At 68.4% G+C, this 24,343-nt stretch carries 29 protein-coding genes; 15 read left to right on the top strand and 14 right to left on the bottom strand.

Annotation, left to right across the window (positions count from 1 at the left end; translation table 11 throughout):
• The 3 genes from ON27_RS05650 to ON27_RS05640 all read left to right on the top strand — a co-directional run.
• A partial coding sequence (locus ON27_RS05650) for a hypothetical protein (RefSeq protein WP_043720409.1) occupies positions 1–273 on the top strand: 273 nt, incomplete at its 5' end.
• Positions 270–617 carry a YbaB/EbfC family nucleoid-associated protein gene (locus tag ON27_RS05645; RefSeq protein ID WP_043720395.1) on the top strand — a complete coding sequence of 116 codons (348 nt, stop codon included), beginning with the start codon at positions 270–272 and terminating at the stop codon, positions 615–617. The genes ON27_RS05650 and ON27_RS05645, both read left to right, overlap by 4 nt.
• 26 nt (positions 618–643) lie before the next feature.
• Entirely contained in the window at positions 644–1,903 is a 1,260-nt protein-coding gene (locus tag ON27_RS05640; protein ID WP_043720393.1) for a SatS C-terminal domain-containing protein, read from the top strand.
• Here ON27_RS05640 and ON27_RS05635 read toward each other — a convergent pair whose 3' ends face one another.
• The 4 genes from ON27_RS05635 to ON27_RS05620 form a co-directional block, all read right to left on the bottom strand.
• Positions 1,904–2,560, bottom strand: coding sequence for a hypothetical protein (locus ON27_RS05635; RefSeq protein WP_051046253.1), 657 nt, complete (start codon positions 2,558–2,560; stop codon positions 1,904–1,906). It abuts the gene before it with no gap.
• Positions 2,561–2,667: 107 nt separating this feature from the next.
• The gene (locus ON27_RS05630) at positions 2,668–3,765 is read right to left on the bottom strand and encodes an adenosine deaminase (RefSeq protein WP_043720387.1); all 1,098 of its coding nucleotides are present in this window, start codon (positions 3,763–3,765) and stop codon (positions 2,668–2,670) included.
• Positions 3,766–4,190: 425 nt separating this feature from the next.
• Positions 4,191–5,480 (bottom strand): thymidine phosphorylase, encoded by a 1,290-nt coding sequence (locus tag ON27_RS05625; RefSeq protein ID WP_174377814.1) that lies wholly within the window; start codon positions 5,478–5,480, stop codon positions 4,191–4,193.
• A 69-nt stretch (positions 5,481–5,549) separates the two neighbouring features.
• Entirely contained in the window at positions 5,550–5,951 is a 402-nt protein-coding gene (locus tag ON27_RS05620) for a cytidine deaminase (protein WP_043720385.1), read from the bottom strand.
• Between the two features lie 276 nt (positions 5,952–6,227).
• Between ON27_RS05620 and sdhC the strand changes: the two genes are divergently transcribed.
• The 6 genes from sdhC to ON27_RS05590 all read left to right on the top strand — a co-directional run bounded on the left by sdhC (position 6,228) and on the right by ON27_RS05590 (position 10,863).
• Positions 6,228–6,626 carry a succinate dehydrogenase, cytochrome b556 subunit gene (sdhC, locus tag ON27_RS05615; RefSeq protein ID WP_083887391.1) on the top strand — a complete coding sequence of 133 codons (399 nt, stop codon included), beginning with the start codon at positions 6,228–6,230 and terminating at the stop codon, positions 6,624–6,626.
• A 161-nt stretch (positions 6,627–6,787) separates the two neighbouring features.
• Positions 6,788–7,219 (top strand): succinate dehydrogenase hydrophobic membrane anchor subunit, encoded by a 432-nt coding sequence (locus tag ON27_RS05610; RefSeq protein WP_043720381.1) that lies wholly within the window; start codon positions 6,788–6,790, stop codon positions 7,217–7,219.
• 16 nt (positions 7,220–7,235) lie between these two features.
• Positions 7,236–9,035, top strand: coding sequence for a succinate dehydrogenase flavoprotein subunit (gene sdhA / locus ON27_RS05605; protein ID WP_051046252.1), 1,800 nt, complete (start codon positions 7,236–7,238; stop codon positions 9,033–9,035).
• Complete coding sequence (locus ON27_RS05600; RefSeq protein ID WP_043720378.1) at positions 9,035–9,808, top strand: succinate dehydrogenase iron-sulfur subunit; 774 nt, start codon at positions 9,035–9,037, stop codon at positions 9,806–9,808. The genes sdhA and ON27_RS05600 overlap by 1 nt, the downstream gene beginning before the upstream one ends.
• Positions 9,809–10,024: 216 nt before the next feature.
• The gene (locus ON27_RS05595; protein WP_043720375.1) at positions 10,025–10,441 is read left to right on the top strand and encodes a RelB antitoxin-like protein; all 417 of its coding nucleotides are present in this window, start codon (positions 10,025–10,027) and stop codon (positions 10,439–10,441) included.
• A gap of 98 nt (positions 10,442–10,539) precedes the next feature.
• Positions 10,540–10,863 carry a cytotoxic translational repressor of toxin-antitoxin stability system gene (locus tag ON27_RS05590; RefSeq protein ID WP_245559788.1) on the top strand — a complete coding sequence of 108 codons (324 nt, stop codon included), beginning with the start codon at positions 10,540–10,542 and terminating at the stop codon, positions 10,861–10,863.
• A 20-nt stretch (positions 10,864–10,883) separates the two neighbouring features.
• Here the strand turns inward: ON27_RS05590 and radC are convergent, their stop codons facing one another.
• The gene (gene radC, locus ON27_RS05585) at positions 10,884–11,555 is read right to left on the bottom strand and encodes a RadC family protein (RefSeq protein ID WP_043720369.1); all 672 of its coding nucleotides are present in this window, start codon (positions 11,553–11,555) and stop codon (positions 10,884–10,886) included.
• Positions 11,556–11,882: 327 nt separating this feature from the next.
• Between radC and ON27_RS05580 the strand changes: the two genes are divergently transcribed.
• The gene (locus ON27_RS05580) at positions 11,883–12,182 is read left to right on the top strand and encodes a DUF6881 domain-containing protein (protein WP_043720366.1); all 300 of its coding nucleotides are present in this window, start codon (positions 11,883–11,885) and stop codon (positions 12,180–12,182) included.
• Positions 12,183–12,199: 17 nt separating this feature from the next.
• Here ON27_RS05580 and ON27_RS05575 read toward each other — a convergent pair whose 3' ends face one another.
• A complete protein-coding gene (locus tag ON27_RS05575; protein WP_043720364.1) occupies positions 12,200–12,397 on the bottom strand; it encodes a type II toxin-antitoxin system VapB family antitoxin in 198 nt (65 codons plus the stop codon).
• Between the two features lie 106 nt (positions 12,398–12,503).
• On the opposite strand from ON27_RS05575, the gene ON27_RS05570 reads away from it, so the two are divergent.
• Together ON27_RS05570 and ON27_RS05565 are read left to right on the top strand one after the other, a co-directional pair.
• A complete protein-coding gene (locus ON27_RS05570) occupies positions 12,504–13,037 on the top strand; it encodes a DUF4396 domain-containing protein (RefSeq protein ID WP_043720363.1) in 534 nt (177 codons plus the stop codon).
• A 127-nt stretch (positions 13,038–13,164) separates the two neighbouring features.
• Complete coding sequence (locus ON27_RS05565; protein ID WP_043720360.1) at positions 13,165–14,064, top strand: phenylalanine 4-monooxygenase; 900 nt, start codon at positions 13,165–13,167, stop codon at positions 14,062–14,064.
• 26 nt (positions 14,065–14,090) lie between these two features.
• On the opposite strand, the gene ON27_RS05560 is transcribed toward ON27_RS05565, so the two are convergent.
• Together ON27_RS05560 and ON27_RS05555 are read right to left on the bottom strand one after the other, a co-directional pair.
• Positions 14,091–14,702 carry an acyl-CoA-like ligand-binding transcription factor gene (locus ON27_RS05560; protein WP_043720357.1) on the bottom strand — a complete coding sequence of 204 codons (612 nt, stop codon included), beginning with the start codon at positions 14,700–14,702 and terminating at the stop codon, positions 14,091–14,093.
• Positions 14,692–16,203: an MFS transporter gene (locus tag ON27_RS05555; protein ID WP_043720354.1), complete on the bottom strand. Its 1,512-nt coding sequence runs from the start codon at positions 16,201–16,203 to the stop codon at positions 14,692–14,694. The genes ON27_RS05560 and ON27_RS05555 overlap by 11 nt, the downstream gene beginning before the upstream one ends.
• A 122-nt stretch (positions 16,204–16,325) precedes the next feature.
• Between ON27_RS05555 and ON27_RS05550 the strand changes: the two genes are divergently transcribed.
• Positions 16,326–17,627, top strand: a complete 1,302-nt coding sequence (locus ON27_RS05550) for a D-alanyl-D-alanine carboxypeptidase family protein (protein ID WP_043720351.1) — start codon at positions 16,326–16,328, stop codon at positions 17,625–17,627.
• 39 nt (positions 17,628–17,666) lie between these two features.
• Here ON27_RS05550 and yhjD read toward each other — a convergent pair whose 3' ends face one another.
• The 3 genes from yhjD to ON27_RS05535 all read right to left on the bottom strand — a co-directional run bounded on the left by yhjD (position 17,667) and on the right by ON27_RS05535 (position 20,788).
• Positions 17,667–18,698 (bottom strand): inner membrane protein YhjD, encoded by a 1,032-nt coding sequence (yhjD, locus tag ON27_RS05545; RefSeq protein ID WP_083887392.1) that lies wholly within the window; start codon positions 18,696–18,698, stop codon positions 17,667–17,669.
• Between the two features lie 67 nt (positions 18,699–18,765).
• Positions 18,766–19,797 carry a tryptophan--tRNA ligase gene (gene trpS, locus ON27_RS05540; RefSeq protein ID WP_043720346.1) on the bottom strand — a complete coding sequence of 344 codons (1,032 nt, stop codon included), beginning with the start codon at positions 19,795–19,797 and terminating at the stop codon, positions 18,766–18,768.
• A gap of 22 nt (positions 19,798–19,819) precedes the next feature.
• On the bottom strand, positions 19,820–20,788 hold the full coding sequence (locus tag ON27_RS05535; protein WP_245559787.1) for an oxygenase MpaB family protein: 969 nt from the start codon (positions 20,786–20,788) through the stop codon (positions 19,820–19,822).
• Positions 20,789–20,851: 63 nt separating this feature from the next.
• Between ON27_RS05535 and ON27_RS05530 the strand changes: the two genes are divergently transcribed.
• Positions 20,852–21,487, top strand: coding sequence for a TetR/AcrR family transcriptional regulator (locus ON27_RS05530; protein WP_043720341.1), 636 nt, complete (start codon positions 20,852–20,854; stop codon positions 21,485–21,487).
• 9 nt (positions 21,488–21,496) lie between these two features.
• Here the strand turns inward: ON27_RS05530 and ON27_RS05525 are convergent, their stop codons facing one another.
• From ON27_RS05525 to ON27_RS05515, 3 genes are read right to left on the bottom strand one after another with little or no spacing between them, the layout of a single operon-like run.
• Positions 21,497–21,991, bottom strand: coding sequence for a barstar family protein (locus tag ON27_RS05525; protein ID WP_043720339.1), 495 nt, complete (start codon positions 21,989–21,991; stop codon positions 21,497–21,499).
• Entirely contained in the window at positions 21,991–22,473 is a 483-nt protein-coding gene (locus tag ON27_RS05520) for a guanyl-specific ribonuclease (RefSeq protein WP_043720335.1), read from the bottom strand. The genes ON27_RS05525 and ON27_RS05520 overlap by 1 nt, the downstream gene beginning before the upstream one ends.
• On the bottom strand, positions 22,470–23,228 hold the full coding sequence (locus tag ON27_RS05515; protein WP_373282738.1) for an exodeoxyribonuclease III: 759 nt from the start codon (positions 23,226–23,228) through the stop codon (positions 22,470–22,472). Before ON27_RS05515 ends, ON27_RS05520 begins: the two co-directional genes overlap by 4 nt.
• Positions 23,229–23,308: 80 nt before the next feature.
• Here ON27_RS05515 and ephH point away from each other — a divergent pair, with 80 nt between their 5' ends.
• Complete coding sequence (ephH, locus tag ON27_RS05510; RefSeq protein WP_083887390.1) at positions 23,309–24,199, top strand: epoxide hydrolase EphH; 891 nt, start codon at positions 23,309–23,311, stop codon at positions 24,197–24,199.
• Positions 24,200–24,343: the final 144 nt, after the last annotated feature.

The following is a 24,343-nucleotide window of genomic DNA, read 5'->3' as shown; positions in this document are numbered from 1 at the left end:
CGCGCGACCGATCAGGGCATGCCGGTGGAGATCAAGTTCGAGCGCAGCGAATACCGTTACGGCGCACAATCGCTCGCGAACGAGATCCTGCGGCTCACCCAGCGCTCCGCCATCGCGGCCAGGGCGCGGCGGCGCGAACTGCTCGCCGAGGCGGGCATGCCCTCGGAGATCCTCGACCGGCTGGGCCTGCCCACCCGCCAGCAGGCGGTGGACGAGCTGGACCGGATCGACGACGCGGACACGGGACCGACGAGCTGGATGAGGCCGGTATGAGTGCGGAGATGGACGCCCTGGTCGCGTCGGCCACCCAGAAATTGGAGGCGCTGGAAGCAGCGCTGTACGGGTTGAAGCAGGTGCGCGGACGTTTCACCTCCGAGGACGGCGCGGTGAGCGTCGAGGTGAACAGCGACGGCGCGATGGTCGGACTCCAGCTCTCGGAATCGGTCACGTCGCTGCCGCCCGCCGAGGTCGGACAGTTGATCGTCTGGGCGTGCAGGCAGGCCGCCGAGGACGCCGGCGCGCAGCGTTCCAAGGTCGTTGCGACACTGAACGAGTCGTTCGTCCCGGCCGGACAGCCGCCCGCCGGAACGAATGGGGGCGGGCCGGATAGTGCCTGACGCGGAAGGTCGATAGGCTTCCGCACATGGCTTCTGGAGACATCGTCCCGATCGAGCTCGGCCTGACCGACGGCGATCTCGTCACCTTGTGGGCACCGCGCTGGCGAGACGGTGACGACGAGTGGGAGGCGTTCCTCGGTCACGAGGACGCCCTCTACGGTTTCGAGTCCGTGGCGGAGCTGGCCGCGTTCATCCGCACCGATACCGACAACGACCTGATCGACCATCCGGCGTGGAAGGTCGTCGCGGGGCTCTCGGCGGTCGAACTGGAGCCGGAGGAGAATTTCACCTTCGACTTGGTCGCCGTGCCGGAGCTGGCGGCGGGTGACCCGGATGTGGACACCGTCGCCGAGCTGGAGGACACCCTCGGCATGGTGCGCAACATCGGCGAGGTGTGCGAACTCGAGACGGTGACCAAGTTCTTCGGTTCCCATCCGGTGCTCGGCGCGCTGCCCGGCGGCGTGAACGCGTTCGTCGGTCGCGACGGCGAGGAGCTGTGGGACCAGATCGGCGCCGCCATCGCCAAGGGCTGGGACGACGTGCTGGACGCCATCGACTCCGTCGTGCAGACGCCCGAGGTCGACGCCGAGGCGGTCGCGGTGGCCGAGGCCGAGCTGCTGGCCGCCGAGGAGAACGTCGTCGACGCCGACGACGCGGCCGACAGCGACGAGGACGAGGAGTTCGAGCCCGTCGACCTCGACGCGGAGGAAGACGACGAGGAAGACGAGGACGAGGACGAGTCGTTCTGGCACGAGGTCGGCATCGACCCGGTCAAGATCGTCACGTCCGAAGGCAGCCTCTTCACGCTGCGCTGTTACCTGGACGACGAACCGATCTTCCTCGGCACCAAGGGCGCGATCACGGTCTTCCCCTCCGAGCGCGCGCTGGCCCGCTACCTCGCCGACGACCACGAGCACGATCTGGCTCGCGTGAGCACTTTCGCCGACGTGCAGACCGCGGCGGTGGACGGTTCGCTGGAGGTCGAGGTCACCGACGAGAACGTGTACGTGCTGCCCGGTCTGGCCGAGGACCTGGCCGAAGGCCCGGAAGCGGTCGACATCGAACAGCTCGATCTGGCGGTCGAGCTGTTCACCGATGCCGCCGACTACGCCGACGACGACACGGTGGAGCAGGCGCTGGCGCAGTCCACCCCGCTGGGCTGGTACGTCTCCTACCTGCTCAACCCCGACCCCACCCGGTTGGCGCCGAACCCGCCGTTCACCGCCGAGGCCCAGGCCTGGCGCGAACTGGAGCGCAACCTGGAGTCCCGGCTCGACAAGCAGTAGCTAGGGAAGCCGGATCCAGACCTGCTCGGCCCGGCCGAGCAGGCGTTCGTCGGCGCCGTAGACCGCGGTCGAAGCCCAGCATTTGCGGCCCTGCTCGCCGTGGAACTCGCCCACGACCACGCAGCGCTCCCCGACCTCGGGCACCTCGTGCACGGTGGCGGTCATGGAGCCGAGCAGGGCGGGGCGTTCGAGCATGCCGGGCAGCGACCAGCCGCCGGGGCAGTCCATCGCCGCCCACAGCAGTGGCGGGCCCAGCGGAACGGTGTCGTCGGGCACCCACGGCGCGGCGACCCGGGCCTCGTCCACTCGTCCCGGTTCGATGCGCAGCCCATCGGCCCGCCCACTGCCGCAGACGAAGCAGGACGCGAACATCTCGATGGTCGTATAGCCTGCCGATGCCTGCGCCGCTTCCGCGAGAGGGACCGGACGCGGGGCGTCCCGCACGAGTTCGCCGCTCTTGGACTCGGCGATCAGCGCGTCACGGTCGTACAGCCGCTCGTTCCGCACCTCGAGCGGCGTCTCCAGCGGGGGTGGGCTGCGCAGGATCACGGTCACCGTCTGCCCGCCGCGCTGTTCGGCGAGCAGACCGGCCACGTAGCCGCCGTTGCCGGAGTCGGGCGGGCCGTTGAACCGGCGGGGGATGCGCAAGGTCGCCATACTCGCCACGCTAGCGACTGGGTTGCCGCCCGGCTGCCGGAACCTCGCAGGCGCCTCGTTCTCCCACTCGCCGATTCCTTCCCTGGTGACCGTGCCGAATCGTCGCGCTATCCGATGAGCACCGCGTAGCCGGGCTTGATGATGTCGTCGATGATCCGCAAGCGCTCGGGGAACGGGATGAACGCCGACTTCATGGCATTGATGGTGAACCGCTCCAGATCGCTCCAGCCGTACCCGAAGGTCTCGACCAGCTTGAGCATCTCCAGGCTCATGCTGGTGTCGCTCATCAACCGGTTGTCGGTGTTGACGGTGACGCGGAAGCGCAGCCGGGCCAGCAGGTCGAACGGGTGCTTGTCCAGCGAGGGAACGGCCCCGGTCTGCACGTTCGACGAGGGACACAGCTCCAGCGGGATGCGCATGTCCCGGACATAGTTGGCGACCAGGCCGAGCTGAGCGTCCTCCACCGCGCCGGGCACGCTGATGTCGTCGGTGATCCGCACGCCGTGACCCAGCCGGTCGCACCCGCAGAACGCGAGCGCCTCGTGGATGGACGGCAGACCGAACGCCTCGCCCGCGTGGATGGTGAAGTGCGCGCTGTTCGCGCGCATGTACTCGAACGCGTCCAGGTGCCTGCTCGGCGGGAAACCGGCCTCCGCGCCCGCGATGTCGAAGCCGCCGACCCCGCGATCGCGGAAGCGCACCGCCAGTTCCGCGATCTCCCGCGAGCGCGCCGCATGCCGCATCGCGGTGAGCAGGCAGGTCACCACGATGGTGTGGCCTTGCTCCGCGGCGGCCGCCTCGCCCTCGCGGAATCCGGCCAGCGTGTGCTCCACCACCTCGTCCAGCGTCAGCCCGCGTTCCAAGTGCTGTTCCGGGGCGAAACGCACTTCCGCGTACACGACGCCGTCGGCCGCGAGGTCCTCGGCGCATTCGCGGGCGACCCGGTGCAGGCCCTCCGGGGTCTGCATCACGGCGACGGTGTGCGCGAAAGTCTCCAGGTACCGTTCCAGCGACCCGCTGTCGGCGGCGTCGCGGAACCAGGCCGCGAGCGACGCCTCGTCGGCGGCGGGTAGGTCGTCGTAGCCGCTGTGCGCGGCCAGTTCGAGCACCGTCGCGGGCCGCAGACCACCGTCGAGGTGATCGTGCAGCAGCGCTTTCGGCGCTTGGCGGATCGAGGCGAGAGTCAGAGGCATCGGTCCAGTCATGTATCGACGGTAGCCGCAGCGCGCCGAAACGGCAGCCGTCTACGGCCGTGGCAACCATCTCGTTGCCCGCTGGATGCGGGCCGGTCCACCACGGGACACCGGCCGGACCTCCGCCATGCCTGTGTGGATGTCGGCTATCTCGCCTTGCACGAAGGCACGCGCGTCGCGGTGTGCAGTCGGCCGGACGATCGCGGCGGCCGCGCGCCCTGCCGGGCGCTCAACCGCCACAGCCGAGCGACCGAACACGCCGCCGGCTCAACCGCCACACCCGAGCGAATCGAACACCAGCCGTGCTCAACCCCGCAGCCGGGGAAGCGAACATCCCCACTGCTCAATCGCAGCAGCCGTGTCGCCGCAGTCAGCCGACGCGGTGCGGCGGATCGGGGCACCATTCGCCGCCGGCAGCGAGCGAGGCAACTTCCGGCTCAAGACACGATTCGGTCCAGTATCAGCGGTTCGGACCTGAGCGCCGCATCGGCTTCTATGGCGACGGCGTCGCGCAGGGCCGCCATGGCTCCGGCGAATGCCTCGGGAGTATCGGTGTGCAGCGTGAGCAACGGCTGACCCGCATTCACGGCATCACCCGGTTTGGCGTGCATCTCGATGCCCGCGCCGAACTGCACCGGATCGCCCTGACGTGCCCGGCCCGCACCGAGCCGCCAAGCGGCGATGCCGACACCCAGCGCGTCGAGCCGGGTCAGCACGCCGTCGGCGTCGGCGCGCACGGTCTCGGTGTGTTTCGCGGTGGGCAGCGGCGCGTCCGGGTCGCCGCCCTGGGCGCGGACCATCGCCCGCCAGTGGTCCATCGCGCGGCCGTCGGCCAGCGCCTCGGCCGGGTCGGCGTCGAGCCCGGCGAGCGCGACCATCTCGCGAGCCAGCGCGATGGTCAGCTCGACGACGTCGGCGGGACCGCCGCCCGCCAGCACTTCCACCGATTCCGCGACTTCCAATGCGTTGCCCGCGGTGCGGCCGAGCGGGGTGTCCATGGCGGTGAGCAGCGCGACGGTCCGGACGCCCGCGTCGTCGCCGAGTTCGACCATCGCGGTCGCCAACTCGCGCGCCCCGTCGAGTGTCTTCAGGAACGCGCCGGAGCCGACCTTGACGTCGAGCAGCAGCGCCGCGGTGCCCTCGGCGATCTTCTTGCTCATGATCGAGCTGGCGATCAGCGGGATGGATTCGACCGTGCCGGTGACGTCGCGCAGGGCGTAGAGCCGGCGATCCGCGGGCGCCAGGTCCGCTCCGGCCGCGCAGATCACCGCGCCGACGGCCGGATCGCGGAGCAGATCGCGCATTCGCGACCCGGGCACGTCCGCCTGCCAGCCGGGAATGGATTCCAGTTTGTCCAGGGTGCCGCCGGTGTGGCCGAGGCCGCGCCCGGACAACTGCGGCACCGCGGCGCCGCACGCGGCGACCAGCGGCGCGAGCGGCAGCGTGATCTTGTCCCCGACGCCGCCGGTCGAGTGCTTGTCCACGGTCGGGCGCGGCAGGTCGGTGAGGTCCATCCGCCGCCCGGAGGCGATCATCGCTGCGGTCCATCGCGCTGTCTCGCGCCGCGTCATTCCCCGCCAGACGATCGCCATGGCCAGCGCGGACATCTGCTCGTCGGCCACCACGCCGCGGGTGAAGCCGTCCACCACCCAGTCGATCTGCGCGTCCGACAGCGCGCCGCCGTCCCGCTTGGCGGTGATGATCGAAACCGCGTCCAGTGCCGTCACGGTCGACAGTTTGGCATGCGCCGGCGAGCGGACGGGTTCTCGCCGATGGGACGCAATCGCGGGGTTCGGCTACAGCTGTCCGGCGTCCAGATCGTCCGGGCCGAACGCGTCGGGCAGCAGCGTGCGCAGCGGCACCGCTCCGGCCTTGTGATCGACCAGCAGATCGGCCCCGCCGTGCTCGTGGAGCAACTGCCGGCAGCGACCGCACGGCATCAGGATTTCGCCCCGGGAGTCGGTCACTGAGACGGCTCGCAGACGCCCCCCGCCGCCCGAAATCAAGTTACCGATGAGTACACATTCGGCACAAAGGCCCAATCCATATGAGACATTCTCCACATTGCAACCGCTCACAATGCGGCCATCGGCACTGAGAGCGGCAGCGCCGACCGGAAACCGCGAATACGGTGCATAGGCGTTCTGCATGACTTGAAATGCCTTGTCGCGCAACATTTTCCAGTCGATTTCCGTCATGGTGAACCTCTCTCGGACCGACCCGATCACGGCCGCGCGAGGGCCACGACGGAACCCCGCACACATCAAGAAAGGTAAGCCTAACCCGATTGGATGTCGCGCAACGCACGGTACGCCGAATTAGTTCCGGGATTGCTGGGGGATTAGAGTCCAGAACAGATCGGTTCAGGTTCCCTGCGACGGGCCGGAGTACAGCCACCTGGGCATTCGCCCCCAACGCCGTCGGCGTCGGACCTGCAACCGGGTCCATCAACGACGTTGGAGGCACCGCACTCTATGACCACGATTGAAGCTCCGGCCCAGCCGAAGCGGAAGACGCTGTACCGAGGCGACCCCGGAATGTGGTCGTGGGCGCTGCACCGGATCACCGGCGTCACCATCTTCTTCTTCCTCTTCGTCCACGTGCTGGATACCGCCCTGGTACGCGTGAGCCCGGACACCTACAACGAGGCGATCGAGATCTACAAGACGCCCCTCGTGGCGTTGATGGAGATGGCCCTGGTTGTCGTCGTCCTGTTCCACGCGCTCAACGGCGTCCGCGTGATCCTGGTGGACTTCTGGTCCAAGGGCCCGAAGTACCAGCGCCTGATGCTCTGGATCATCCTCGCGATCTGGTTCGTGCTGGCCGTTCCGGCGGTCGGGCGCCAATTCTTCTACCTGTTCACGGAGCACTGACATGAGCGAGCGAAGCGAGCGACCCATGAACACAGCCGCCAGTGCGGTCATGCCGGAGCCGAGCGCCAGCGAGGTGCGGGCATGAGCGAGCGAAGCGAGCGACCCATGAACACAGCCGCCAGTGCGGTCATGCCGGAGCCGAGCGCCAGCGAGGTGCGGGCATGAGCGCACCTGTTCTCGGTAAGTCCTACGATCGCCCGGCCAGCCTGGACCTGCCCCGCTCGCCGCGCGCGCGCTCGAACAACAACTTCGAGAAGTACGCCTGGCTGTTCATGCGCTTCTCCGGCCTGCTGCTGATCGTGCTGGTGCTGGGCCACATGGCGATCATGCTGCTGCTCGACGGCGGCGTGAAGCGGCTCAACTTCGCCTTCGTCGCCGGCCGCTGGTCCAGCCCGTTCTGGCAGTTCTGGGACCTGAGCATGCTGTGGCTGGCACAGTTGCACGGCGGCAACGGCCTGCGCACGGTCATCGACGACTACTCCCGCAAGGACTCGACCCGCTTCTGGCTCAAGGCCCTGCTGGCCATCTCGATGATCCTGGTCATGGGCGTGGGCACCTACGTCATCTTCACCTTCGACCCCAACATCAGTTAGGAACAGGCCCCCTCGCATGAGTGAGCGCAGCGAACGAACCATTGGGACTGGTGAATCTCGTCCTGTCCAGGAGCACCGCTACGACGTCGTCATCGTCGGCGCGGGTGGCGCGGGCATGCGCGCCGCGATCGAGGCCGGCCCGCGTGCTCGGACGGCGGTGCTGACCAAGCTGTACCCGACCCGCAGCCACACCGGCGCCGCCCAGGGCGGCATGTGCGCCGCGCTGGCCAACGTCGAAGAGGACAACTGGGAATGGCACACCTTCGACACGGTCAAGGGTGGTGACTACCTGGTCGACCAGGACGCCGCGGAGATCATGGCCAAAGAGGCCATCGACGCGGTGCTCGACCTGGAGAAGATGGGCCTGCCGTTCAACCGGACGCCCGAGGGCAAGATCGACCAGCGGCGCTTCGGCGGCCACACCCGCGATCACGGCAAGGCCCCGGTCCGCCGCGCGTGCTACGCCGCCGACCGCACCGGCCACATGATCCTGCAGACGCTGTACCAGAACTGCGTCAAGCACGACGTGGAGTTCTTCAACGAGTTCTACGTGCTGGACCTGGTGCTCACCGAGACCGAGCGCGGCCCGGTCGCCACCGGCGTGGTCGCCTACGAGCTGGCCACCGGCGAACTGCACGTCTTCCACGCAAAGTCGATCGTGTTCGCCACCGGCGGCTCGGGCCGGATGTACAAGACCACCTCGAACGCGCACACGCTGACCGGCGACGGCATGGCGATCGTGTTCCGCAAGGGCCTGCCGCTGGAGGACATGGAGTTCCACCAGTTCCACCCGACAGGTCTGGCCGGGCTGGGCATCCTCATCTCCGAGGCCGTCCGCGGCGAGGGCGGCATCCTGCGCAACGCCGACGGCGAGCGGTTCATGGAACGCTACGCCCCCACCATCAAGGACCTCGCGCCGCGCGACATCGTCGCCCGCTCGATGGTGCTGGAGGTGCTGGAGGGCCGCGGCGCGGGACCGAACAAGGACTACGTCTACATCGACGTGACTCACCTCGGCGAGGACGTGCTCGAGGAGAAGCTCCCCGACATCACCGAGTTCTCCCGCACCTACCTGGGCGTGGACCCGGTGAAGGAACTGGTGCCGGTGTTCCCGACCTGCCACTACGTGATGGGCGGCATCCCGACCCGCATCCGCGGCGAGGTGCTGCGCAACAACAGCGACGTCGTCCCCGGTCTCTACGCCGCGGGCGAGTGCGCGTGCGTCTCGGTGCACGGCGCCAACCGGCTCGGCACCAATTCCCTGCTGGACATCAACGTGTTCGGCCGCCGCGCGGGCATCGCCGCCGCGGAGTACGCGCAGCGCAGCGAGTTCGTGGAAATGCCGGAGAACCCGGCGCGGATGGTGCAGGACTGGCTGGCCCAGCTGCTGAGCGAGCACGGCGACGAGCGGGTGGCCGACATCCGCACCGAGCTGCAGCGATCGATGGACAACAACGCCTCGGTGTTCCGCACCGAGGACACGCTCAAGCAGGCGCTCACCGACATCCACGCGCTCAAGGAGCGCTACTCCCGGATCACCGTGCAGGACAAGGGCAAGCGCTACAACAGCGACCTGCTCGAGGCCGTCGAGCTCGGCTTCCTGCTCGAGCTGGCCGAGGTCACCGTGGTGGGCGCGCTCAACCGCAAGGAATCGCGCGGCGGCCACGCCCGCGAGGACTACCCGGACCGCGACGACGTGAACTTCATGCGGCACACGATGGCCTACAAGGAGGGCTCGGATCTCCTCTCGGACATCCGCCTGGACTTCAAGCCGGTCGTGCAGACCCGCTACGAGCCGATGGAGCGTAAGTACTGATGACTGCTGTTGCCGAAGCACCCTCTTCGCAGAAGCCCGCTCCGGTCCCCGAGGGCTCGGTGATGATCACCGTCAAGGTGGCCCGGTTCAACCCGGAGGACGACAAGGGCGCGCACTGGGAGTCCTTCCAGGTGCCGGTCCTGTCGACCGACCGCTTCCTGAACGTGCTGATCTACATCAAGTCCTACCTGGACGGCACGCTCACCTTCCGCCGTTCCTGTGCGCACGGCGTCTGCGGTTCCGATGCCATGCGGATCAACGGCGTCAACCGGCTGGCCTGCAAGGTGCTGATGAAGGACATGCTGCCCAAGAACGGCAAGTCGATCACCGTCACCGTCGAGCCGATCCGCGGCCTGCCCGTGGAGAAGGACCTCGTGGTCGACATGGAGCCGTTCTTCGACGCGTTCCGCGCGGTGAAGCCCTACCTGATGACCTCGGGTAACGAGCCCACCCGCGAGCGCATCCAGAGCCAGGCCGACCGCGCCCGGTTCGACGACACCACCAAGTGCATCCTGTGCGCCTGCTGCACCACCTCCTGCCCCGTGTACTGGAGCGACGGCAGCTACTTCGGCCCGGCCGCGATCGTGAACGCCCACCGCTTCATCTTCGACAGCCGCGACGAAGGCGCCCGCGAACGCCTCGACATCCTCAACGACGTCGAAGGCGTCTGGCGCTGCCGCACCACCTTCAACTGCACCGACGCCTGCCCCCGCGGCATCGAGGTCACCAAGGCCATCCAGGAAGTCAAGCGCGCACTGCTGTTCACCCGCTGACCTCCCGCTAGCCGAAAACCGAAGGCCGCCTCCATCACCAGATGAAGGCGGCCTTCGCCGTTACTGGGCCAGAGCTCTCGTGGACGAGACGATGACACACATTTCGACGGTCAACGAGCATTGCCAGGAGTCGCTCCGAAGTACATCGTGTACCTGATGTACTTGACGTGGTTACGAATGAACGAGACCATGGGACCAGCGATTGGGAGGTCACCGATGTCGGCCGTGCACTATGACAGCTATACGGACGCGCGCGCACATCTCAAAGAGTTGCTCGATGCGGCCGTGGGAGGACGTGTTGCGACTGTGCGGCGAGACACCGAGTACGCCGCTGTCGTGGATGCCGAGCGGCTCCGCTACATGCTTGCGAAAGTATGCCCGTCTGCCGCGGAAGTGGTAGCCGAGAACGGCGGGTGGTCGGTATTTCTACCAGGCTTACCTGTGGCTGCCGACGGCGCAACGCTCGATGAGGCCCTCGACGAAACGATCGCCGCCCTGCGCGAATACGCGGATGACTGGCAAACCAGACTGCGAGACGCGCCGAACCATCGCGAGAACTGGGGATTGATCCAACTGATCGGGCTCAGCGACAACCACCAGCTCCGGGAATGGCTGGTCGGAGCCACCGAATGAGCTGGCCGCAGCCGACTCGCAAACTTCACGAACAATTCTGCGAGATCGAGGGGTGGGAGCGGGTGCGAAACACACGAGGCCGCACAGGGACACACCACGTGACCTACGAATTAGGTCTGCCGGATGGCAGGATTTTGCGCACGTGCATCTCGCATCCTGTCGACCGCACAGGGTATGGCGCGGCGCTGTGGTCGCATATCCTGCGCGACCAACTGGACGTCTCCGAGGAATCGTTCTGGGATTGTGTTTCGAACAATGTGTTGCCGAACCGCGGTCTTCCCGAGCCACCTAAGTCATCACTACCCATCGATCTCGTTCACCTGCTGATTCATCGAGTGGGTCTCGCTGAGGACGACATCGCTCTGATGACCAAGGAGGAAGCGATCGCCCGCATCCAGCGATTCTGGACCGAGGGCCGCTGAGCACGCGGGCTTTGCAGAGCTCACCGGATAACCGGGGCGCCGGCCCATTTCTCCCCCGCGATCACCACGTGGTCGAGGAAGCGCAGGCCGACGGTGTGGGCGGCTTCGGTGAGGAGGGTGGTGGTGCGGCGGTCGTCGTGGCTGGGGGCCGGGTCGCCGGAGGGGTGGTTGTGGACGATGGCGAAGGCTCGGCCGTCGTGGCGCAGGACGGTGTTCAGGATTTCCCGGACCGGGACGGCGACCTGGTCGATGGCGCCCTCGGCGACGAAGACTTTCTGACGCAGGCGGTTCTGCGCGTCGCAGACCAGCACCAGCAGGCGCTCGACGCGGGCGCCCGCGAACAGCGGGCGGGCTGCGGCCGCCACGTCGGCGGGGCTCGTCAGCCGGATCGCGGTATCCGGCCTGCCGCGCGCCCGCGCGCCGAGGTGGAACGCGGCGATGATCGCGGCGGCCTTGGCCACGCCGATCCCGGCCCGGCGCGACAACTCCTCCGGGCGCGCCGAGGCCAGCCCGGCCAGGCCGCCGTGTTCGACCAGCAGCTCCACCGCCAGATCCAGCGCGCTGGCACCGCGCCTGCCCTGCCGCAAAAGCAGAGCCAGCAACTCCGCGTCGCTCAGCGCGTGCGGCCCGAGCGCCAGCAACCGCTCGCGCGGCCGCTGCGCCACGGGCACGTCGACAAGAGAGACCGCCATGACTCCCACCCCTCGCCTCACGCCAACAGTGACCGGGATTCTGCCAGTGGCCACCGACAGTCCACGCACGCCGCGACGACGCCGTCCACCTGCCCGCCTGATACGACGAATGCGGAGAACTCGAGCGGCTCCGCGGCGATCGGCGGTGGGACATCGCGTCGCCGATCGCACTCGACCTCGCGTCCAGCCCACTCGATGCTCGGCGAAGAGGCTGGTCAGAGCCGCCGGAACCGGCCGTAACGCCCCCACATCGCTGCCCGCACCCAATATGCTGGCTGATGTGCGGTTCGGTCACCGAGTCGGTCGCGAACTGGGAGTTGATGGGCGATGTGGTACCTGAAGGCGCAATGGCACCACGACTTCGACGACGAGCCGGTCGAGCTGTTCAGCGAAATCGGCGACGACGGCTTCGAGGTGCGCAAAGTCGAGGTGTTCCGCGACGGACACGGCGACTGGGCCGATAGCGGTCGCGGCACCGGCGCGACCGAACTCGGGCAGATTCCGGTGCCCACGCCGGAAGAACTGAATGCCGAGACCGAATTCACCGCACTGCAAATCGATGCTCGGGAGTTCGAAGAGGTCTGGCTGCGCGCTCAGGCGGAGCAACGGCCCGCCTCGCCACGCTAGCCCGCAGCGCCTCCCGCCTAGCGATCCGCCAGCGCGACGTCGGGTAGCTCGGCGAACGCCTTCGCGGCGAGCCTTTCCAGGTTGTGCAACTGGCGCTCGTGCACGACGATCCGGCGCAGGGCCTCGTTGATGGTGGCGTCGCTCGTCGACGTGCCCATGATGGCGGCCGCCGCGGCGAGCAGGTTCTGGTCGAGATCGATCCGCACGGATTTCATGCGCCCTCCTTCGTACTTCGCCATCTTGCGGCATGGCGCCCGCTCATGTCCGGCAAATCACGAACCCGGACTTGCATGAATACCCTACGGGGGTATAGTTCCTGCCATGGAGCACCGGTACGACCACTCGGGCGAGCACATCTCGCACACCGCGCAGGCGACGCACAGCGCTGGACAGCACACCGCACACCACGCCCCGGCTACCTGGCGCATGGCGGCCATGGCGACGCTGCACTGCCTCACCGGCTGCGCCATCGGCGAGATCCTCGGCATGGTGATCGGCACCGCACTGGGCTGGAACAACGCCTCCACGATGGCGCTGGCCATCGTGCTCGCGTTCCTGTTCGGCTACGCGTTCACCATGCGCGGCGTGTTGCGCGCGGGCCTGCCGCTGGCCGCTGCCGTCAGCACCGCACTGGCCGCCGACACCGTGTCCATCACGGTCATGGAGGTCGTGGACAACGCCGTGATCCTGGCCGTTCCCGGCGCGATGGACGCCCACCTGGACAGCGTGCTGTTCTGGGCCACCCTCGCCTTCGCCTTCGCGGTGGCGTTCGTGGTGACCACGCCCGTCAACAAGTGGCTGATCGGGCGCGGCAAAGGCCACGCGGTAGTGCATTCGCTGCACGGCGCGCACTGATCAGCAGGTTGCCCGTTTCGGGACCGCTACTGTCGCGATTCTGAAGAACGGCCCGTTCGGCTAGGCAAATTGTTCAGCTGGACGGGCTTTTGTTGTCGCCGGGTGCCGGCGGTGCTTGCATCGAGATATGTTCAGTGAGGCGCAGCTGTACTCGCCGGTGACCCGCACCGGCGACGGCGACGTGACCGTGCACCTGAGCGACGAGCACCCCGGCGTGCACGACCCCGACTACCGGGCCCGGCGCAACGCGATCGCCGCGTTGGCGCTGGACTACGCACCGGGAAAGCCACTCCCCCGGATCGCCTACACCGACGAGGAGCAGCAGGTTTGGCGGATCGTGTCGGCCGAACTCGCGCGCAAGCATCGCAAATATGCCAGCGCGGAGATCCTCGCGGCCGCAGAGGCGCTGTCGTTGCCCACCGATCACATCCCGCAACTGGACGAGGTGTCCGCGGCCCTGGCACCGCTGACCGGATTCCGCTACGCCCCGGCCGCGGGCCTGGTGCCGCTGCGGGAGTTCTTCGGCTCGTTCGCCGACCGGGTCTTCCATTCCACGCAATACATCCGGCATCACTCCGCGCCGCTGTACACCCCCGAGCCCGACGCCATCCACGAGATCATCGGGCACGCCAACCAGATCGCCAGCCCCCGCTTCGCGGCCATCTACACGACGGTCGGCGCGGCGGTCGCGCGGCTGAGCACCGAGCGCGCGCTGAAATTCCTGGCCGACGTCTTCTGGTTCTCGATGGAGTTCGGCGTCGTCCGGGAACGCGGCGAGGTCCGTTGCTACGGCGCGGGACTGCTGTCGTCCTACGGGGAGATCGAGGAGTTCCGGCACGCCGAACTGCGTCCGCTCGACATCGCCCAGATGGGTACCGCCAGCTACGACATCACCCATTACCAGCCGATTCTCTACTGCGCGGACTCGATCGCCGAGATCGAGGACGTGATCGGCGGGTTCTTCGCGACCATGGACGACGACACCCCGGATCGGTTGCGGCAGACCAGCGCCGCCGGGGCGCAGTAGGCGCCGGCCCGCCCGGATCGGAACCTTCAGGATTCGCGCTCCGGCGCGAGCGGCATGCCCGCGCCCAGGAAATCCAGGGTGCGCGTGATGTTCTCGACGTTCAACGGCGTCATCGTCGCCATGGCCAGGGCAGCGCCCGCCATCGCGCCCGCTGCCACCCGCACCTCGAAATCGTCGGCGGACCGGCCGACGTGCTCGGCCAGCAGACTCGCGATGAGGTCGATGCTTCGGATGATCTCCAAGCCGATGGCCGACCGCAGCTCCGGCACGTGATACAGCAGCGCCTGCCGCTCCTGCTCGAACGCGAGTTCGGCGGCGGGCAGACTACCGAAGACCTCGAGTACGGCGTTGCGGAAGGCGATCCACGGCGAGACCTCACGCGGCTGGCGCTGCAACGCCTCGAACATCAGCGGGTCCAGGTCGTCGGCGAGCACCAACTGTTCCTTGGTCGGGAAGTAGCGGAAGAAGGTGCTCGGCGAGACATCGGCGGCCGCGGCGATCTGCTCGACGGTCGTCTCGTTGTAACCCTGCTCGCGGAACAGCCGGAAGGCTTCGAGGCGGATCGTCCGGCGGGTCCGTTCCTTCTTCCGCTCGCGCAGACCTTGCGCCGTCCCGTTCGCGGGTAGCTCAACCGACATGAATCGATTCTGCCGCATACGGCTCCCGCGCCTCGCCGGGTCGGGCACGGACGAACGCGGCACTCAGCACGGTCGCCAGCAAGCACGGCGCGGCGCAGGCCCACAGCATCGCGCTCATACCGCTGAGGAATGCCTCCTGTACTTGCTGCAGCATCACCGGATCGCCCAGCTCATGGGCTGTGGCGACGCCCGCGTTGACGCCGTCGGCGATCGGGTCGCGATTCCACGGCCCGAGTCCCGCCCGGTAGCGCGTGGACAGCACGGTGCCCAGCACCGCGACGCCGACGGTGCCTGCCGCCTGACGCAATGCCTGCAGCAGTGCGGAACCGGAGCCGGATCGCTCCGCGGTCAGATCGTCCATCGCCATGCCCATGGCCGCAGGCATCACCAGGCCCATTCCGGCTCCGAGCAACGTCAGCCACAGCGCGGCGAACCCGTAGCCGCTGTCCACGCTGGTGAGCGCCCCCAGCACGAGCGAACCCGCGAGCAGCGCGAACCCGGCGCTGATCACCACGCGGATACCCAGCCTCGCCAGCGCCTTGTCGACCAGCCTGCTGCCGACCACTATGCCGCCGATCAGCGGAAGCAGCCGCAGCCCGCTGCCGAGCGCGTCCACGCCCAGCACGGCCTGGAAGTACTGCGGAACGGTGAAGAACATGCCGAACATCGCGAAGTTCACCACGATGGAGAACGCCGCGCCCGAACGGAATCCGGGTGCGGCGAACAGCCCGAGATCGATCAGCGGGTGCGCCGCCCTGCGCTGCCAGGCCAGGAACGCGCCGATCAGCAGCACACCGGCCGCGATGATCAGCCAGGCCGGGCCGTCACCCCAGCCCTGCTCACCGACCCGGATGAAACCGTAGGTGAGCCCGAGCATGCCCGCGACCGACAGCACGACGCCGGACAGGTCGATGCGGAAGCGGTGCGGGCTGCGCGATTCGGGTACCAGCGCCGCGACGGCCAGCGCGCCGATCACCACCATCGGCACGTTGATCAGGAACACCGAACCCCACCAGAAGTTACGCAGCAACCATCCGCCGACGATCGGTCCCAGCGGAAGGCCGATCGCGGTCGAGGTGATCCAGATGGTGAGCGCACGCTGCCGCTGCGCCGGCTCGGGAAACATGTCGGGCAGCACCGACATCGACAGCGGGATCATCGCCGCCGCGCCGATCCCCAGCACCACCCGCGCCGCGATGAGCTGTCCGGGCGTGGTGGCCACGGCGCACGCGACGGAGGCGACGCCGAACAGCACCAAGGCCGCGAGCAGGAACTTCTTCCGGCCATAGCGATCGCCGAGTGCGCCCGCGGGCAGCATCACGGCGGCCAGCGCCAGCGTGTAGGCGCTGCTGAACCATTGCAGCGCAGCGGTGTTCGCGTTCAGATCCACCGCGAGCGTGGGCAGTGCCACGGTCAGCACGGTGACGTCGAGCCCGATCGTCAGCATCGCCACGGCCAGTGCGCCGAGAGCGAACCAGCGGCGGGTCGAGTCGTTCTTCATGACTCCTCCGAATGGTAGCTACAACTTTTTGATAGTAACTCTCATTTGAGAGAGTATGTCAATATTGCGCCGGACGCGATGAGCGCGTGCGCCGGCCCGACCGCTCGCTAGGCTCATCGGCGATGAAGATCACTCGCCGTGCCTCGCTCTGCGCGGGCGTCGTGCTGGCCGTCGCCGCGATCGGAGCGACGGCCGTGCCGTCCCTGGCCGAGCCGACCACCACCACGCCGTTCACCACGCCGAACACCGACAGCTGCCCGCAGAAGACGTTGCCGCCCGCGCCGATCGATGCCTCCGAGGTGCCCGCGCCCGGACAGCCCACCCCGGCGCCGCTGCCCATCCCGTCCCCGCCGATCGGCGGGACTCGTCTGGGGGAATGCGGTGTCGTGCTCCCCAGAGCCGCACCCGCGGCGCCGCAGGACATCTCGGCGACCGCCTGGCTGGTGGCGGATCTGGACACCGGCGAAGTACTGGCGGCGAAGGACCCGCACGGTCGCTACCGGCCCGCCAGCACGATCAAAGTGCTGCTCGCCACGCTGGCGCTGCGGACGCTGAACCTCGACAAAGTGGTCATCGGCACGCAGGCCGACGCCGACGTCGACGGCACCCGAGTCGGCATCGGCCCCGGCGGCCGCTACACGAACCGGCAGCTGATGCAGGCGCTGATCATGGCATCGGGCAACGACGCGGCGCATGCCATCGCCGCACAGCTCGGCGGCGACGACGCGACCGTCGCGAAGATGAACGAGCTGGCGAAATCGTTGCGCGCCATGGACACTCGCGCGGCCACCCCGTCCGGGCTGGACGGCCCCGGCATGAGCACCTCGGCCTACGACCTCGCCGTGCTGTTCCGCGAAGCCATGACGATCCCGCTGTTCGCCGAGCTGATCCACACCGAGCAGGTCGACTTCCCCGGCTACCCCGCCGACCCGTCCGTCCCGGGTGACACCGACCGCCCCGGCTACCCGATCGGCAACGACAACCAGCTGCTCTACAACTACACCGGCGCCCTCGGCGGCAAGACCGGCTTCACCGACGACGCGCGCCAGACCTTCGTCGCCGCCGCCCAGCGCGACGGCCGCAGGCTCGCCGTCACCCTGCTGCAAGCCGAGGTACGGCCGCTGCGCCCGTGGGAACAAGCCGCCCGGCTGCTCGACTACGGATTCGCGCTGCCCCGCAGCGCCGCGATCGGCAACCTACCCGGTGCGGTGGTGCCCCAGCGTGACCAGAGCTCGGTCGTCCTGGCCGCGCCACCCGCGCCGGGGGCAGGTCTGGCCGCCCCGTCGGCGCCGGGAAGCGACCCGTCCGCCATGCCCATCGCCGAAGATCGTGGTAGCAGCGCCAGAACCGTGGCGATCGCCGGCGGCGTCATCCTCACCGTCGCACTGCTGCTCGCGGCACGGCGGGCCAATCGGAGACGCTGATCGCCCCGGCCCCCGAGCGAACGTGGACCGCCGGACGGGTCAACGACGGCCGGGCAACCGGCGCAATCCGGAAAGGGCAAGGGCCGCAAGCGCGCCCGCGCCGAAGTAAGCAGCTCCCACACCCACCGATATGTCGCGCGCGCTGACCCGCGGCGCGATCACAGCGGGACCGGGCGCCGGAATCTCGGCCTCCGGCTCGTTCTCCGAGGCAGTGGCGGCCCAGGCGGTGGCGAACAGGACGATCCGGTAGGTGACGTAGCTGAACACCATCAGGCCGATGATCGAGCCGAAGGTGGCCCCGGCCGGGCTGCTCAGCACCGAGCGCAGGTAGATCGAGGCGACGATCTTGAACACCTCGAACACCAGCGCGGCCAGGGCGGCCGCCTTGGCGGCGCTGGCCAGCGTCACCGGCTCCCTGGGCAACCTGGCGATGACCCACGCGAACACCGCCCAGGAGGCGAGGAACCCGAGCAAGGTCGACAACAGCCACAGCAGCACGCCCGCCCCGGGCGCGTCGCCGAGGCCGACGCTGTCGAGCAGCCGCGTACCGAGAGTGCTCGAGGCCAGCGCGGACAACCCCAGCGACACCGTGAAGGCGAGGCCGAGACCGACCAGCGCGCCCAGATCGGACACCTTTGTCATCAGCCAGTTCCCGTCCGGACTCTTCTGCTCCCACTGCTCGGTGAGCGCGGCTCGCAGGTTGGCCATCCAGCCGAGCCCGCTGTAGACGCCGGTGACCAGACCCAGCACACCGACCGTGCGCCGCGACTGGACCGCCTGATCGACCAGGTCGTTCAGCTGGGTGCCGAACGAGCCGGGAATGTTCTCCACGATCTTGGCCCGCAATTCCTCCAGCAGCTCCGGATTGCTGGACAAGACCACGCCCGCGACCGCGAAAGCGATCATCAGCAGCGGAAACAACGACAACACAGTGAAATACGTGATGCCCGCCGCGTAGTAGTCGCCCCGTTGCCGCTGATAGCGCCCCGCCGCACGGACCAGATGGTCCAGCCACGGCTGCGCCTGGATCCGGCGTTCGATCCCGGCCTTGACATTGTCGATCACCTGCACCATTCGCCCCTTCGACCAAGAGACCTCGCACGACGCCTGATGGACCGCGCGATGGCGAGGTAGCCGTTCAGCGGCTCAGCAAACCGACCCGGTCGTAAACCTGTGCGAGGGTGTTGCCGGCGATCTCTCGCGCGCGCTCGGCTCCGGCGGCCAAGATGCGGTCGAGCTCGCCTTGATCAGACATGTACTCTTGCACCTTCGCCCGCAACGGGGTGACGAATTCGACCAGCGCGTCGGCCACGTCGGCCTTCAGCTCGCCGTACCCCTTGCCCTCGAAATCCTTCTCCAAGGTGACGATCGGCGCACCGGTCAGCGAACTCAGGATCACCAGCAGGTTGCTGACGCCCGGCTTCTGCTCCGGGTCGTAACGGATCTCCCGCTCGGTGTCGGTGACCGCGGACTTCACCTTCTTCGCGGTGACCTTCGGGTCGTCGAGCAGGTTGATCAGGCCCGCGTCGGTGGAAGCCGACTTGCTCATCTTCGCGGTCGGGTCCTGCAGGTCGTAGATCTTCGCCGTGCCCTTGACGATGTGCGCCTCCGGCACCACGAACGTCTTCTTGAACCGGGTGTTGAAGCGCTGGGCCAGGTTTCGGGTCAGCTCCAGGTGCTGGCGCTGGTCTTCGCCGACCGGAACCTGATGGGCGCGGTAGAGCAGGATGTCCGCGGCCATCAGCACCGGGTAGGTGAACAGGCCCACGGTCGCGTTCTCCGCGCCCTGCTTCACCGACTTGTCCTTGAACTGGGTCATCCGGCCGGCCTCGCCGAACCCGGTGATGCAGCTGAGCACCCAGGCCAGCTCGGCGTGCTCGGGCACCTGGCTCTGCACGAACAGAGTGGACTTCTTCGGGTCGATGCCCAGCGCGAGCAGCTGGGCGGCGGCGCCCTTGGTGCGCGCCTTCAGCTCCTTCGGGTCCTGCGGCACCGTGATCGCGTGCAGGTTCGGGATGAAATACAGCGCGTCGTAGTCGTCCTGCATGGTGACCCAGTACTGCAGCGCGCCAAGGTAGTTGCCGAGATGGAACGAAGAGCTGGTCGGCTGGATCCCGGACAGGACCCGCTGTTTGCGTTCGGCGGCCGGGGTGGGCGCAGGACTGGACATGCCTCCGATTTTCGCATGTTGCTCAAGCGGAATTTCGCTGCACCCAGTTGCGCGGGTGCACGCCGGGCATGCTCGGCCGTCCGCCGCTGACCAGTTCGTGTTCGCGCTTGGACAGCAGGCGGTAGACCGGCGCGCTGGGGCCTGCGAGGGTACCGCGCAGCACCGGGGGCACCAGCGGGAACGACACGTGCGCGGTGCGGACCGCCCTGGACAACGCCTGGTAGGCGACCTCGTCGGCCACACCCCAGCGGATCCCGTACATGGTGCGGATCCGCGGCGGCAGGCTGCCCTGCACCAGCAGGTAGAACGCGGAGGTGACCTGGTGTAGCGGCACACCCTGCGGATAGGGGACGCGCTGCCCGGCCAGGTAGGAGCCGACCAGCCGCGCCTCGTCGGTGAGGAACAACTCGTCGGAGGCCAGGTAGCCGTCGAAGAACGCGCGGAACTCGCGGTAACTGCCCGGCGCCGCGTCGACCGGCATGCCGAACAGCTCGCCCCAGCGCACGTAGTCCTGGTAGAGCCCTTCCCGCTCGCCGTCGGTCATGGTGCGCACCAGCAGGTCGTACATCACCTCGGCCGAGTCGAAGGTGAAGGCCATCGTCATGAACATCAGGTGTGGGTCGTGCGCGGCGTACCCGGTGCCCGCCGGGTGATGGACTCCGGCGTCCTCGGGGAGCGCGCCACGCACCTTGACGTGCCGCTTCCTGGTGAACGCCAGCGCGCGGTCGGCCTCGGCCTTGCTGCCGAGGAACACCGCCTCGAACAGCCGCCCGGTCAGCGCGAGCCGGGTGTAAGGCGTCGTCCGGTGCTCGGTGTTCTCCGCGGTGCCGACGTACAGCAGCGGGTGCACCGCGCCGATCACCAGGGCGCGCAGACCGTAGGTGAGGCCCACCGCGCGCTTGCTCATCACCCGCCGAACCATCGAGTGGTCACTGAAATAGCCGGGCTCGGACACCGCCGCCTCCTCGTCGAGAACATCTGGCAATAGCATCCACCAGAATTACTCATTCTGGCAAGAGCCTCCGCCAGAATCGGCGTCTGTAAGAATCGAACCGTGGCGGCGCAACGGACGTATGGAGGCATCTCCGCCGAGGAGCGCCGGGCGCAGCGGCGCGCGGCACTGCTGGAGGCGGCGCTGGAGATCATCGGCACCGAGGGGCTGTCGAAGCTGACCGTGTCGGGATTGTGCGGGCGGGCCGGGCTCAACGAGCGGTACTACTACGAGAACTTCGACAGCCGGGACGCCGTGCTCACCGCCCTGCTCGACGGGATCGCCGCGGAACTCGCGGCGGCCATTCTCGCTGCCGTGCGCACCGCCCCGCCGGACACGCGCGCCACCGCGCACGCCGCGATCACCGCCGGCGTGCACCTGCTCACCGACGATCCGCGCAAGGCGAAGGCTGCCCTGATCGCGGCCATGGCGACGCCGGAGCTGCGCGCCCGCACCACCGAGACGGTGCGCGCGTTCGCGCGAATGGTGGCCGCGGAGGGCATGGACTTCTACCGGATGCCCGATGCGCCCCCGCACCCGGCGATCGACTTCCGCGCCCTGTACCTGGTGGGTGGGCTGGTGCAGACGCTCACCGCGTGGCTCCAGGGCGATCTGCACCTCACCCGGGACGAACTGATCGAGCACACGGTGGACGTATTCGTGCTGCTCGGCGAGGATCTGGCGGACAAATTGCGGTGACGGCCGCCGTCACAAGCGCAAAGACACATCCTGCAGGTCGGGCGCTTCACCCTGTAGGACCACCCGGAACAGCACGTCGCGCCGCGACCAGTAGGCCGCGCAATCCCGCATCGCCTCGGCGAACCAGTCGCGCTCGATCGGGTCCTCGGCGAGCAGTTCGGCCGAGTCGCGCACGACCGCAACGTAACCGGCCCCTTCACCGATGAAATCGTCCAGGTCGCGCAGGCACTCGTCGAAGGCGTCCTTGTTGCTCCCGAAGTAGTACGGGAACTGGAACGCCGCGGCGAACTCGTCGAACAGCCGCGCGGTGGTGCGCATCCTCGTGCCGCGCACCTCGCGCACCAGGTAGCCGGAGGGCGCCTTGTCACGCACCCCGCTGAACTCGGCCGCGTCGACCGCGAGGGCGCCGAAGGTGACCCGCGGCGGGGCGAGTTCGGCGCTGGGCGGCGCGTCATCCGCGTCGGGACGGGCAAGGAACTGCGACAGCGTGACGGACTTTGTCATCAGCGCATCCTCGTGAAGGTCTTGTAATGGTCACCGGTGTACCACGCCGAGCCGTCGCTGCCGGTGACGATGCGTTCGGCGTCGCGGGACCGACCGGGTTGCTTGGGATTGACGTCCCACTCCTGATAGGTGATCGGCTTACCGGAGCCGTCTTCGGCGGGCAGGTCGCCGCCACGATTCATCCATCGCTCACCCCCTTTGGTGCCCGGGGCGTTCGCCGAGTCCGGCCAGCGGCCCGCGTCGATCTCCCGCAACGTGGCGTACGCGCGCTCCGGAACGCCGACGGCCTGGGTGACCGGCGACGCGGAATCACCGGCGCGGGGTGCGGCGGCGGTGCTCGCCGCGACGGTAGTCGCGCGACTCGCCGGGGCGGACGTCGTGGAAGAGCCACCGTCGTACAGGGCGAGCACCGCGGCGATCAGCACCAGCGCGACCGCGCCGAGCAGGCCGAGTACACGCTTCGTCGCCAGCGACCCGTTCATCGGTACTGCACCGTGACGGGCGCGTGGTCCGACCAGCGCTGGTCATAGGTCGCCGCGCGCTCCACCACCGCCTCTTTCGCGCGGCCGGCCAGTTCGCCGCGCGCCAACTGATAGTCGATGCGCCAACCACTGTCGTTGTCGAACGCGCGACCACGGTAGGACCACCAGCTGTACGGGCCGTCGACCCCCGGGTGCAGGCCGCGCACCACATCGACGTACCCCGCGGCCAGCAACTCGTCGATCCACGCGCGCTCCCGCGGCAGGAATCCGGCCGACTTCAAGTTGCCTTTCCAGTTCTTCAGATCACGCTCGGTGTGCGCGATGTTCCAGTCTCCCGCCACCACGAAATCTCCCGTGCGCTCGGTGAGGTAGGCGCCGAGCTCGGCCATGAACCGATACTTCTCGTCCTGGCGCACGGTGCCCGCGTCACCGGAATGCACGTAGACACTCGCGACGGTGACATCGTCGAAATCGGCCTCGAGGTAGCGTCCCGCCGACGCGAACTCGACACTGCCGAAACCGATTCGCACGACATTCGGCGCTCGCCGGGACAGGATGCCGACCCCGGCGCGGCCCTTGGACTCCGGCTCGGCGTGCGACAGCTGCCATCCCGCGTCGAGCGCGGGCGCGAGCGCCGCCCTGACCTGCTCGTCGGTCGCGCGGGTCTCCTGCACGCAGACCACGTCGGCCTCGGTGACCGCGAGCCAGGCCAACAGCCCCTTGCCCGCGGCCGCGCGGACACCGTTCACGTTCACTGTCGAGATATACGGCACTCCACGACCGTACAATGCTGTTCTGATGAAGTCCCCCGGACACTGCCGTCCAGGAAGGGGTGATGACGATGTCGTCTGACGCCTCCCAGTCCTCCTCCGCCGCCGCGCGCGGCTCCACCCGGGCCGACCGGCCCCAGCCGATCAAGGCATTGCACCTGGGTTCCGGCGACCCCTTGCTGCTGCTGCACGGCTTCATGCTGTCGCCGCACTGCTGGGAACAGACCGCGGCGCGACTGTCGACACACTGCGAAGTGTTCGCGCCCGCGTTCGCGGGCCACTGGGGCGGCGCACCCACCGACGGCCGATCGGTCGACGTGTACTCCCTCGCCGACCGGATCTGCGACCAACTCGACGAACTGGGCTGGCGCACCTGCCATATCGCGGGCAACTCGCTCGGCGGCCTCGTCGGCGTCGAACTCGCCCGCCGCGGTCGTGCCCGCACCCTCACCCTGATCGCGCCCGCGGGCGGATGGCACGCGCCCTCGCTCATCCAATGGCGGGTCAACCTGAAATTCCTGTCCCTGGTGCCACTCGTCGAAATCGGCAAGCGGCTCGGCGGATTCGCGATCGGCAACCCGCTCGCCCAGCGCATCGCCCTGCTCGCGCTGAGCAAGCACGCGTCCGCGGTGTCCCGGCGCGACGCCGCCGCGGCCCTGACGGCCGCACTGAACTGCTCGGCGATGCTCCCGATGATTCTCGGCGCGCTGCGCGCCGCGGAACAGGAAGACCTGTCCACCCTGCGCACGCCGGTCCGGCTGCTGCTGTCGGAGTACGACCGAGTCATCCCCAACCGCGTCTACGCCCGCCGCTACCTGAAGGAACTGCCCGAATCCGCCGACCGCATCCTGGTCAACGGCGTCGGACACGTACCGATGCTGGAAGCGCCCGACCGCATCGCCACCCTCATCGCCGAACACGTCTACGCCAGCCGCACCCGGTTACGGGCTGTGTAGTTTGGCCGCGACTTCGTCGCGGCGTGTTCGCGGCCCCTTTGTGGCTCGCGTCCGAGCGATCGAGGCCGGCGACTTCGTCGCCGATGCGGCGGCCGCTCGGACCCGAGCCAGGCCGCGAACAGGCAATGCTCGGACTCGCTTCGC

The organism is Nocardia asiatica NBRC 100129 (assembly GCF_000308415.1).
GTDB lineage: Bacteria > Actinomycetota > Actinomycetes > Mycobacteriales > Mycobacteriaceae > Nocardia > Nocardia asiatica.
The sequence above is the reverse complement of the archived record's forward strand: the minus strand, read 5'-3'. Positions and strand labels throughout refer to the sequence as shown.

What these genes read in the sequence shown, in the direction of transcription:
- ON27_RS05645 (WP_043720395.1), top strand. Translation starts at nt 270, where the DNA reads ATGAGTGCGGAGATGGACGCCCTGGTCGCGTCGGCCACCCAGAAATTG.
- ON27_RS05640 (WP_043720393.1), top strand. Translation starts at nt 644, where the DNA reads ATGGCTTCTGGAGACATCGTCCCGATCGAGCTCGGCCTGACCGACGGC.
- ON27_RS05635 (WP_051046253.1), bottom strand. Translation starts at nt 2,560, where the DNA reads ATGGCGACCTTGCGCATCCCCCGCCGGTTCAACGGCCCGCCCGACTCC.
- ON27_RS05630 (WP_043720387.1), bottom strand. Translation starts at nt 3,765, where the DNA reads ATGACTGGACCGATGCCTCTGACTCTCGCCTCGATCCGCCAAGCGCCG.
- ON27_RS05620 (WP_043720385.1), bottom strand. Translation starts at nt 5,951, where the DNA reads ATGACGGAAATCGACTGGAAAATGTTGCGCGACAAGGCATTTCAAGTC.
- sdhC (WP_083887391.1), top strand. Translation starts at nt 6,228, where the DNA reads ATGACCACGATTGAAGCTCCGGCCCAGCCGAAGCGGAAGACGCTGTAC.
- ON27_RS05610 (WP_043720381.1), top strand. Translation starts at nt 6,788, where the DNA reads ATGAGCGCACCTGTTCTCGGTAAGTCCTACGATCGCCCGGCCAGCCTG.
- sdhA (WP_051046252.1), top strand. Translation starts at nt 7,236, where the DNA reads ATGAGTGAGCGCAGCGAACGAACCATTGGGACTGGTGAATCTCGTCCT.
- ON27_RS05600 (WP_043720378.1), top strand. Translation starts at nt 9,035, where the DNA reads ATGACTGCTGTTGCCGAAGCACCCTCTTCGCAGAAGCCCGCTCCGGTC.
- ON27_RS05595 (WP_043720375.1), top strand. Translation starts at nt 10,025, where the DNA reads ATGTCGGCCGTGCACTATGACAGCTATACGGACGCGCGCGCACATCTC.
- radC (WP_043720369.1), bottom strand. Translation starts at nt 11,555, where the DNA reads ATGGCGGTCTCTCTTGTCGACGTGCCCGTGGCGCAGCGGCCGCGCGAG.
- ON27_RS05580 (WP_043720366.1), top strand. Translation starts at nt 11,883, where the DNA reads ATGTGGTACCTGAAGGCGCAATGGCACCACGACTTCGACGACGAGCCG.
- ON27_RS05575 (WP_043720364.1), bottom strand. Translation starts at nt 12,397, where the DNA reads ATGAAATCCGTGCGGATCGATCTCGACCAGAACCTGCTCGCCGCGGCG.
- ON27_RS05570 (WP_043720363.1), top strand. Translation starts at nt 12,504, where the DNA reads ATGGAGCACCGGTACGACCACTCGGGCGAGCACATCTCGCACACCGCG.
- ON27_RS05565 (WP_043720360.1), top strand. Translation starts at nt 13,165, where the DNA reads ATGTTCAGTGAGGCGCAGCTGTACTCGCCGGTGACCCGCACCGGCGAC.
- ON27_RS05560 (WP_043720357.1), bottom strand. Translation starts at nt 14,702, where the DNA reads ATGTCGGTTGAGCTACCCGCGAACGGGACGGCGCAAGGTCTGCGCGAG.
- ON27_RS05555 (WP_043720354.1), bottom strand. Translation starts at nt 16,203, where the DNA reads ATGAAGAACGACTCGACCCGCCGCTGGTTCGCTCTCGGCGCACTGGCC.
- ON27_RS05550 (WP_043720351.1), top strand. Translation starts at nt 16,326, where the DNA reads ATGAAGATCACTCGCCGTGCCTCGCTCTGCGCGGGCGTCGTGCTGGCC.
- trpS (WP_043720346.1), bottom strand. Translation starts at nt 19,797, where the DNA reads ATGTCCAGTCCTGCGCCCACCCCGGCCGCCGAACGCAAACAGCGGGTC.
- ON27_RS05535 (WP_245559787.1), bottom strand. Translation starts at nt 20,788, where the DNA reads ATGCTATTGCCAGATGTTCTCGACGAGGAGGCGGCGGTGTCCGAGCCC.
- ON27_RS05525 (WP_043720339.1), bottom strand. Translation starts at nt 21,991, where the DNA reads ATGACAAAGTCCGTCACGCTGTCGCAGTTCCTTGCCCGTCCCGACGCG.
- ON27_RS05520 (WP_043720335.1), bottom strand. Translation starts at nt 22,473, where the DNA reads ATGAACGGGTCGCTGGCGACGAAGCGTGTACTCGGCCTGCTCGGCGCG.
- ephH (WP_083887390.1), top strand. Translation starts at nt 23,309, where the DNA reads ATGACGATGTCGTCTGACGCCTCCCAGTCCTCCTCCGCCGCCGCGCGC.